Genomic DNA, 8,157 nt, shown 5'->3' with positions numbered 1-8,157 from the left:
GGACATGGCGCCGCACTCGGGCAGCGGCATCTCGGGAGTGCCGATGGCGTCGTGGGCGGCGGCGAAGGCGTTCTGGATCATGCCGACCTGCGGGCCGTTGCCGTGGGTGATGATGATCTCGTTGCCCTGCTCGATCAGGCCGAGAAGAGCGTGAGCGGTGTTGCTCACGGCCTCGATCTGCTCAACGGGGTTGTTGCCGAGGGCGTTGCCGCCAAGGGCGACGACGATACGATCGGGCTTGCCAAGAGGCTTAGACATTGCTGGAATCCTTTCTGTAAAAGGCCTACAACCCATTAATAACCTGCGTCCGTGCGATACGCGAGTTTATTAAGGTTTATATTCTCTTTATCGCTCATTTTATTCATTTTGAAAATAGCGGAACGGTGAACGGTCGTTTTTGTCCGCTCAGCGTACAGAACTCCAGCTCAGACATATCTACGTAATTTACGTGCGACTTTATTTAAATGAAGCGAGGATTATGTCGGATTATGCAAACTACATCTCTGCTAAACACAAAACAGACAGCGCAATATCTTACTCGCACTATACGAGATTCTATGCACATATAAGTCGAGTATGCACCCCTGCAAAAACAAGGGGCTTTTCATCCAGCATAAGGAATAAAGAAGAGCTCCGAAAAGGCGGCAACAGCCAAGTCCCCCATCCATCCCCAAAGTGGCGCGAGGTTTCGCGGCAAAGCCGCGAAACAGCGAAAGGGACGGAATACCCGCCAACTACGTCCTTCATCCGCCCACACAATCCGAGGACGTAGTCGTAGCAGGATCTGAGGGCTGACCTTCGCGGACACTCCGCAGGACGAAAGAACCCCCGCCGCACGTAGTGCGCAGCGGGGGTTCTTTCATGTCCGAGGGCGTCCGCGAAGGTCAGCCCTCAGATCCTGCGGTGGGAGACCTAGGCCTCGTTGTACACCGTCTTGAGCTTCAGCAGGTGAGCGTAGCGGTCCATAGCGGCCTGCTCGTTCTCCTTGAAGAGCTCCTCGGCGCGCTCGGGGAAGGAACGCGTCAGCGAAGCGTAACGGGCCTCGTTCATCAGGAACTCCTGATAGCCGCCCGCGGGCTCCTTGGAATCGAGCGAGAACTTCTTACCGGCAGCAGCCTCGGGGTTGAAGCGGAAGAGGTTCCAGTAACCGCACTCGACAGCCTTCTTCATCTCGGCCTGGCAGTTCTGCATGCCGCCCTTCTTGATGGAGTGCATCTCGCAGGGGCTGTAGCCGATGATGAGGGACGGGCCGTCGTAGGCCTCGGCCTCATGGATGGCCTTGAGGGTCTGAGCCGGGTTGGCGCCCATGGCGACCTGCGCCACGTAGACGTAGCCATAGCTCATAGCGATCTCGGCCAGGGACTTCTTCTTGGTCACCTTACCGGCAGCGGCGAACTGAGCGACCTGGCCCAGGTTCGAGGCCTTGGAGGCCTGACCGCCGGTGTTGGAGTAGACCTCGGTGTCGAAGACGAAGACGTTGACGTTGTGGCCGGAAGCCAGGACGTGGTCCAGGCCACCGAAGCCGATGTCGTAGGCCCAACCGTCGCCGCCGAAGATCCAGAAGGACTTCTTGGTGAGGTAAGCCTTGTCGGCGAGGATCGCCTTGGAAGCGTCGCAGCCGCACTTCTCGAGCTCGGCAACGTAGGCAGCGGCAGCGGTCTTGGAGGCCTCGGCGTCGTTGACGGAGTCGATCCAAGCCTGACCGGCGGCCTTGAGCTCGTCGGACGGACCGTCAGCGGCGATGATCTCCTGCGTAGCAGCGATCAGCTTCTTCTGAACGGCCTCGTAGCCAACGGCCATGCCCAGACCGTGCTCGGCATTGTCCTCGAACAGGGAGTTGTTCCACGCCGGGCCGTGACCGTCCTTGTCCTTGCAGTAAGGAGCGGTGGCAGCGGGGTTGCCCCAAATGGAGGAGCAGCCGGTGGCGTTGGAAATGAACATGCGGTCGCCGGCGACCTGGGTCACCAGACGTGCATAGGCGGTCTCGGCGCAGCCGGCGCAGGAGCCGGAGAACTCCAGGTAGGGCTGCTTAAACTGGCTGCCCTTGACGTTGGCCGCGATGAGCTCCTTCTTCTCGGAGACGTTCTCGACCATGTAGTCCCAAACGGGCTGCTGGTCCATCTCCTGCTCGGTGGGAACCATCTCGAGGGCGCCCTTGGGGCAGACCTTGACGCAGTTGGTGCAGCCCATGCAGTCGAGCGGGGACACGGCCATGGTGAACTTCATGCCCTTGGCCTTGGGACCCATGGCGTCGAGCGTGCGAGTAGCCTCGGGCGCGGCGGCAGCCTCGTCCTCGGTCATCGCGAACGGACGGATGGTGGCATGCGGGCACACATAGGCGCACTGGTTGCACTGGATGCACTTGGTCTCGTCCCAGTGAGGAACGACCACGGCGACGCCGCGCTTCTCGTATGCGGAGGCGCCCAGCTCAAACTGGCCGTCGGCGCAATCGACAAAGGCGGAAACGGGCAGGCTGTCGCCATCCATGCGATCGATGGGCTCGAGCAGGTTCTTGACCTGCTGGGCGATGGCGGACTTGGTCTCCTCGGAGAGCTCGACGGGAGCGGCATCCTCGGCAGTTGCCCAGTCGGCCGGAACCTCGAACTTACGGAAGGCGGTAGCGCCGGCATCGATGGCCTTATGGTTGGCGTCGACGATGGCCTGGCCCTTCTTCATGTAGGACTTGGTAGCCGCGTCCTTCATGTACTGCAGGGCGTCCTCGGCGGGCAGGACCTTGGCCAGCGCGAAGAAGGCGGACTGGAGCACCGTGTTGGTGCGCTTGCCCATGCCGACCTTGGCAGCCAGGTCGATAGCGTCGATCAGGTAGACGTTGACGTTGTTGTTCGCGATGTAGCGCTTGGCCACGGCGGGCATGTGCTCGGCGAACTCCTCGTCGCTCCACTGGCAGTTGACCAGGAAGGTGCCGCCCGGCTTGACGTCGCGGACCATCTTGAAGCCCTTGACGATGTAGCTGGGGTTGTGGCAGGCGACAAAGTCGGCCTTGGTCACGTAGTACGGCGAACGGATCGGGGAATCACCAAAGCGCAGGTGCGAGACGGTGACGCCGCCGGTCTTCTTGGAGTCGTACTGGAAGTAGGCCTGAACGTACTTGTCGGTGTGGTCGCCGATGATCTTGATCGAGTTCTTGTTGGCGCCGACGGTGCCGTCGCCACCCAGACCCCAGAACTTGCACTCGATGGTGCCGGGGGCTGCGGTGTTGGGCGCATCCTCGGCCTCGGGCAGGCTCAGGTTGGTCACGTCATCGACAATGCCGATGGTGAACTCGCGCTTGGGCTCGTCCTTCTTAAGCTCCTCGAAGACAGCGAACGCGGACGCGGGAGGCGTGTCCTTGCTGCCCAGGCCGTAACGGCCGCCGACGACCTTGATGCCCGTCTTGCCGGCCTCGTAGAGAGCGGAGACGACGTCCTGGTAGAGCGGCTCGCCGATGGAACCCGGCTCCTTGGTGCGGTCCATGACGGCGATCTTCTGGACGGTCTCGGGGAGAACGTCGACGAAGTGCTTGATGGAGAACGGACGGAACAGGCGAACCTTGACCAGGCCGACCTTCTCGCCGTGAGCGTTTAGGTAGTCGATGACTTCCTCGAGCACGTCGCAGAAGGAGCCCATGCACACGACGACACGATCGGCGTCGGGAGCGCCGTAGTAGTTGAACAGGCCGTAATCGGTGCCGAGCTTCTCGTTGATCTTCTTCATGTAGCCCTCGACGACGGCAGGGAGCTCGTCGTAGACCTTGTTGCAGGCCTCGCGGTTCTGGAAGAAGATGTCGCCGTTCTCGTGGCTGCCGCGGGTGTGCGGGTGCTCAGGGTTGAGCGCGTGATCGCGGAAAGCCTGGACGGCGTCCATGTCGCACATCTCGGCCAGATCCTTGTAGTCCCACATGGCGACCTTCTGGATCTCGTGGCTGGTGCGGAAGCCGTCGAAGAAGTTAAGGAACGGGGTCTTGCCCTCGATGGCGGCAAGGTGAGCCACCGGCGAGAGGTCCATGACCTCCTGGACGTTGCCCTCGGCGAGCATGGCGAAACCGGTCTGGCGGCAGGCCATAACGTCGGAGTGATCACCGAAGATGTTCAGGGCGTGGGAAGCGACGCAACGCGCGGAGACGTGGAAGACGCCCGGGAGCTGCTCGCCCGCGATCTTGTACATGTTCGGGATCATCAGGAGCAGGCCCTGAGAAGCCGTGTAGGTGGTGGTCAGAGCACCGGCGCCCAGCGAACCGTGAACGGTACCGGCTGCACCTGCCTCGGACTCCATCTCGACGACCTTGACCGGGGTGCCAAAGATGTTCTTGCGACCCTGGGCCGCCCACTGGTCGACATGGTCGGCCATCGGGCTGGACGGCGTAATGGGATAAATTCCCGCTACCTCGGTGTACGCATACGAAACATATGCGGCCGCCTCGTTGCCGTCCATAGACTTAAACTTACGCGCCATATACCCCTCTCCTCTCATATAGGTATACAGGCCCCGGCGATTGCCGGGATGTTGGCGTGATGGGATTTTCGCTGTTGCTTCCAATCATCTGGCAGGCAGACTGAGCAGCAGGCACATGGCGTGGAGAGAAGGCATGCCAAGGCGAGGGGCGCTTGCGCACCGCAGGCCCAGCTACCCGTCTTGCATATGACCGAGCGCCGCAAAGGCCGCATGCCGGATGCTCCCGGGCACGCCCCGGCGATGGGAAGCGCCCGCAACGGAAATCCGCATGCGGGTTTATTGTACCCCGCCGTCAAGTGTAATTTCGACAAATATAGGTGGGAGGTAAAGGTTTACCTCGGGTGGCTATCACACGGCCGCTGCCAACGAACGCAATCCCCGGGGACCACGCAGCAGTTGCGGTGAAATAGTTCTTGGATGCCCGCCTCAAGGGCCTCATCAGGAGCTATTTCACCGCAACTTATTTAGGAGATGAGTTAGAGGGCGCCGAGGAGGATGGCGTAGGTGGTGGATTCGCCGAGCCTGAGTTCGTCACCGGGGTTGAGCTGGGCGCGGCGGCCGGGCTCGACCTGAGTGCAGACGTTCGTCGCGCCGTTTACCACCACGGTTCCGTTGGTGGACGACAGGTCCTCGACGTACCAGGCATTTTGATCATCGCACCACACGTGGGCATGGCGAGCCGAAACGTCATCGCCCACATCGGTGATATCGCCTTCCCCCGTCGCCAGCGCACCGATCTCGACGCCCTGCTCACTCGGCTGAATCCAGCGCGGGGCACTTACCACGTAACCGCCTTGCACGCGAAGCAGGCCCAGCGGGTGCGCAGGCGCCGCCTCGTGATCGCCCGTGACCGTCGAGGTGCTCAGCGAGCGCGGCGTCGACGTGGCGCCGCCGCAGGTCGCATGAGCGCGGCGGCTCGCCCGACTTGGAACCAAGGCGGGCGTGAGAGCAAACGGCATAGGGAACGAATCTTGCGGATGCACTCCTCGACGTCAGGCAGGTAAGCCCCACTAAGTCGCCGAGGAGGCCCAAGCGGCCCGGCACCACTTCCAGATTCTGACCAGGGCGAGTCGTTCGCCGATAGCTGAAGGCTCGCTCCCACCCAAAAGGGGAGATTCGCGTTGTTCCCCAATCGCTCTCGCATCTTTCATTTTGCTCGAGGTGAGCTATAAAAAACTTTCCTGGTGAAAGGCGGTGATTGGTTTCTTTTTTTCTAGAGGAGCGCGCCTGTAATCTGTTTTCATCCTAAATCAAGTTAAGATCGGACCTTCCAGAGGCAAGTCGACTCAAACTGCGAGGCTCCATGCTGGAATAAAGAGCGCTGTCGAAGTGCCAACAACGCAAAGCTTGCCAGTCTCAAATAGAACCTTTTGGGAGTCCGATTGGGCCGCACGCCGAATCCCCGCTGTTGGTTTTTTATAGCTGCGTAACAATAAACAAGGTTAGTGCCAGTCCAGCATGAAATTGAGGAACGTATGCATTTTTTCTCAGTAAGTGATCGTCGTTACTGCTTCGATGAGGTCACTCGCAATTGCTTTCAGGTTGACCAAGCATCAGAAGATGCGCTTCGCGTATTTGAAGCATCGGGAAGAACGGTCAACTCGAAGTTGCTAACGAAGTCACTTGCTGCGAAAGGCTACGGCCAAACGACCATAGCAGAACTTGAAGACGACATTGATGAGTATCAACGATTGTCTGAGCGGACTTTCTTAACAAAAGACACGCCTCGAAAACTTAGATCCATCGAACTCCACGTTTCACATGCATGCAACCTTGGTTGTAGTTACTGTTTTGCCGGTAAAGGAGATTATGGGACGTCTCCTCTGCTGATGACAGACGAGATAGCCTTCAAGGCGGTCGACTACCTCGTCGCAAGTTCATCGGAAAACGAAACGCTTACGATCGTCTTTTTTGGTGGGGAACCCATGATTAACGAGCCGCTGATATGGAAAACGGTCGACTATTCAAAAAGAATATACCCCAATAGAAACTTTACCTATTCTATTACGACCAACGGAACGCTTTTGAATGACACTGCTGTGAATTCTTTCAAGGAGCACGGGTTTTCTGTTCTGATTAGTCTCGATGGTACAGGATGTAAGCACGATGCATCGCGCCCGTACAAGACGGGAGGTGGCTCTTTCTCCGATATCGACAAAAACGTTCGTCGTTTTTCCGAGTCGTTCCCCTTCGGCGCAAGAGCGACCTTAACAAAAAATAACTGTAACCTTGTTGAAGACTATCTTCAGTTTAAAGAGATGGGTTTCAGAAGGATTTACTTCTCGCCCGTAAGCTCATTCGATGAGAATATCAAACTCGACGAACACTCATTAAACAAAATCAGGGCGGGCTTAATAGATTTGGCGGATCAATATCTCAAACAGATTGATCAAGGGGAAAAGCCCTTGTTTAGAACATTGAAAACTGCAATTGATTTGATTATGAGCAACAGGATCGCCTTTGTCGGATGCGGGGCTGGCAGGCGTTTTATTTCTGTGACTCCCGAAGGAGACGTATACCCCTGTCACAGGTTTGTCGGGATGATGCGATTCAAAATGGGCAACATCATCACCGGAATTGACGAAACTAGGTATATTGAAAACTGGAGTCAGGGTGTCGAAAAAAGAATTGACTGTACGGACTGTTGGGCTCGTTCTTTCTGTGGTGGGGGCTGTAGCTGGGAGGCTGCAGACGAGCACGGCTACTTGCCCAAGAGTCTACACCCTGCATCATGTGAATATAGAAAAATGTGCTACGAGATAGCTTTTGACCTTATTTCCCGCCACTCATCTTCGCAGGAGAAAAATCAACGAGAAGCTACTGTATCGGAATAAGCGGTTCAGCGCATTGCTGTCACCATTGTGGAGGTGTTCGTTCTTCTGATTACCGTCTGCAAAGCTTATTGCTACGTTCGCCGAAACCATTCTAGAAATATGGTGAACTAGACATCTTGGTTTGTTATACACAATATTGAGGTTTTTTCTGCACTCAAAGGGAGGTAGTCGTGAAGCATATTCATCCGATTAATCCAGGAAGTAGCGACGAGGCAGGCGTGAAGCCGATGTCTTTTGACTGCCTCTTGGGCATTACTGACATCTGTACTGTTTATGATAAAGCAGATGGCTGTGGTGCATACGATTACTGCGACTATGACATGGATGGCGGCAGCATCTGCGTTGTAGATCACTGTGGCATTGATCAAACGTAGTCTCTAATTGGATTAAGGTGAGGAGCTGTTATGAAGCATATCCATCCTGTTGGTTCAAGTGGAAATGAAAATCCTCCCGTTGAGCCTTGTTGTCTTGGAGTTGATATATGCAATTTTTACGACATCGCCGAGTGCCCTGTTGCGGATTGGTGCTATGTCGATAAAGAATCAAGCTGTGTTTTGCCAGCAGATTGGTGCGATCCAGTTGACGAGTAGTTTTTGTGGCTAGAAACTATTTGATCCAATTCAGAATAAGATGGGAACAAATACCAAAATCTCGTGTCTGGGAGGAGTTATGCCATTATTGCAAGGTCTCGTTGGATTAGCCTTTATACTTGCATTATATCTGGCACCTTTTTTACTTTTATTCTTCATTATCCGACTCTTTCTTCGGAAAAAATAGGAGTATCACGCAAACATGGGGGTGCGGACAGAAAGTTGGACCGCGGGGCGGTCCGGACTGGAGGTTCGCATGTACAGCAGGGAGAAGGTCGAGC

General features: G+C 56.6%; 6 protein-coding genes. 3 read left to right on the top strand and 3 right to left on the bottom strand.

Annotated elements, in window-relative coordinates; translation table 11 throughout:
• From AB5164_RS06275 to AB5164_RS06265, 3 genes are all read right to left on the bottom strand, one after another.
• Positions 1-258 (bottom strand): amino acid kinase family protein (locus AB5164_RS06275; RefSeq protein WP_438265620.1); only part of this gene is annotated, 258 nt, incomplete at its 3' end.
• A 654-nt stretch (positions 259-912) separates the two neighbouring features.
• Positions 913-4,452 (bottom strand): pyruvate:ferredoxin (flavodoxin) oxidoreductase, encoded by a 3,540-nt coding sequence (gene nifJ / locus AB5164_RS06270; RefSeq protein ID WP_117776362.1) that lies wholly within the window; start codon positions 4,450-4,452, stop codon positions 913-915.
• Positions 4,453-4,928: 476 nt separating this feature from the next.
• Positions 4,929-5,411, bottom strand: coding sequence for an FHA domain-containing protein (locus AB5164_RS06265; protein WP_368143191.1), 483 nt, complete (start codon positions 5,409-5,411; stop codon positions 4,929-4,931).
• A gap of 516 nt (positions 5,412-5,927) precedes the next feature.
• On the opposite strand from AB5164_RS06265, the gene AB5164_RS06260 reads away from it, so the two are divergent.
• The 3 genes from AB5164_RS06260 (at position 5,928) to AB5164_RS06250 (ending at position 7,876) form a co-directional block, all read left to right on the top strand.
• Entirely contained in the window at positions 5,928-7,286 is a 1,359-nt protein-coding gene (locus AB5164_RS06260) for a radical SAM/SPASM domain-containing protein (RefSeq protein WP_230318765.1), read from the top strand.
• A 170-nt stretch (positions 7,287-7,456) separates the two neighbouring features.
• Positions 7,457-7,660, top strand: a complete 204-nt coding sequence (locus AB5164_RS06255; RefSeq protein ID WP_196033940.1) for a hypothetical protein — start codon at positions 7,457-7,459, stop codon at positions 7,658-7,660.
• Between the two features lie 30 nt (positions 7,661-7,690).
• Positions 7,691-7,876, top strand: a complete 186-nt coding sequence (locus tag AB5164_RS06250; RefSeq protein WP_196033943.1) for a hypothetical protein — start codon at positions 7,691-7,693, stop codon at positions 7,874-7,876.
• Positions 7,877-8,157 lie beyond the last annotated feature (281 nt).

Source organism: Collinsella aerofaciens, from assembly GCF_040915425.1.
Taxonomy (GTDB): Bacteria; Actinomycetota; Coriobacteriia; order Coriobacteriales; family Coriobacteriaceae; genus Collinsella; species Collinsella aerofaciens_BW.
Note: the sequence above shows the minus strand (reverse complement) of the source record. Positions and strands in the feature narration are given on the sequence as shown.